Origin of the sequence: Peribacillus sp. CSMR9, assembly GCF_033141925.1 — a bacterium.
GTDB lineage: Bacteria > Bacillota > Bacilli > Bacillales > DSM-1321 > Peribacillus > Peribacillus simplex_A.
In genome coordinates this window covers 1-930 of sequence record NZ_JAOPHO010000211.1, presented here as the reverse complement: position 1 = coordinate 930, position 930 = coordinate 1, and the positions used below count along the sequence as shown (strand labels likewise).

Annotated in this window: 1 protein-coding gene; it reads left to right on the top strand. The window is 41.9% G+C overall.

The window, feature by feature from the left end; genetic code table 11:
- Positions 1 to 631: 631 nt before the first annotated feature.
- Positions 632 to 877: a hypothetical protein gene (locus N9I19_RS24950; RefSeq protein ID WP_317779365.1), complete on the top strand. Its 246-nt coding sequence runs from the start codon at positions 632 to 634 to the stop codon at positions 875 to 877.
- The last annotated feature ends 53 nt before the right edge of the window (positions 878 to 930 follow it).

The following is a 930-nucleotide window of genomic DNA, read 5'->3' as shown; positions in this document are numbered from 1 at the left end:
GGTCTCTATACTCGTATCTTACTGAGGGGCTCTATTTTTTTCAAACCTGATATTTAACGATCTACAGGAATGCTAACAGGTGCGTTAGCTGAAGATCAAGCTGTCTTTAAGGCGGCTTTTTCTTGTGTGCCAGGCATGGCAACTATCTAGGTGGTGAAAGTCCACTGTGGGGGTACACATCGACCAACCACTAAGGAAGCGCAAGGTACTTATCGTGAGGTAAGGGCTGGAGGAAGCGTGGAATAAAATCTTGGCTCGACGAACAGGAATCTGATACTAAGGCTCTATAAAGGGATTAAACTCCAAGACAAGTTAAAGTCCAAAAGATGTGCGTAACTTTATAGAGTAAATCAGGCGAGTAAAAGAGGAAAGATAGGTGTCTTACCCTGGGAGGTCTTGCGGATGTACAGAAGTACAGAAGTACAGTCGAAAAAGGTTAGTCGCAAGAAGTCAGCAGAAGCCATAGTAATGAAATAATTTCATGAAGGGCTGAACAATTTATAGTGTTTCAACGCCACGAATGCGTAAGTGACGGACTCCGAATGTGTTAATGGTGAAAGTATGAGCGTACCTCAAAGAATAACCAAAATGGAGATATCACTTACTACGTGAGAGGAAAGGAGAAACGAGTGTGGAACTTTTAGAACAAATCCTAAGTAATAAAAATATGAACGAAGCCTACATACGTGTCTATAAAAATAAAGGTGCAAGTGGGGTCGACGGAGTAACAGTCGACGAACTAAAGCAATACCTGAAAGAGAACAAAGATGAACTGCGTCAGCGCATCAGAACAAGAAAATACCAACCACAAGCTGCCTTAAGAGTGGAGATCCCAAAAGAAAATGGAAAGATGGCAAATTGGGAATACCAACAGTAGTGGATAGAGTCGTTCAACAAGCCATTCATCAAGTTCTCAGTCCACTATTTGAG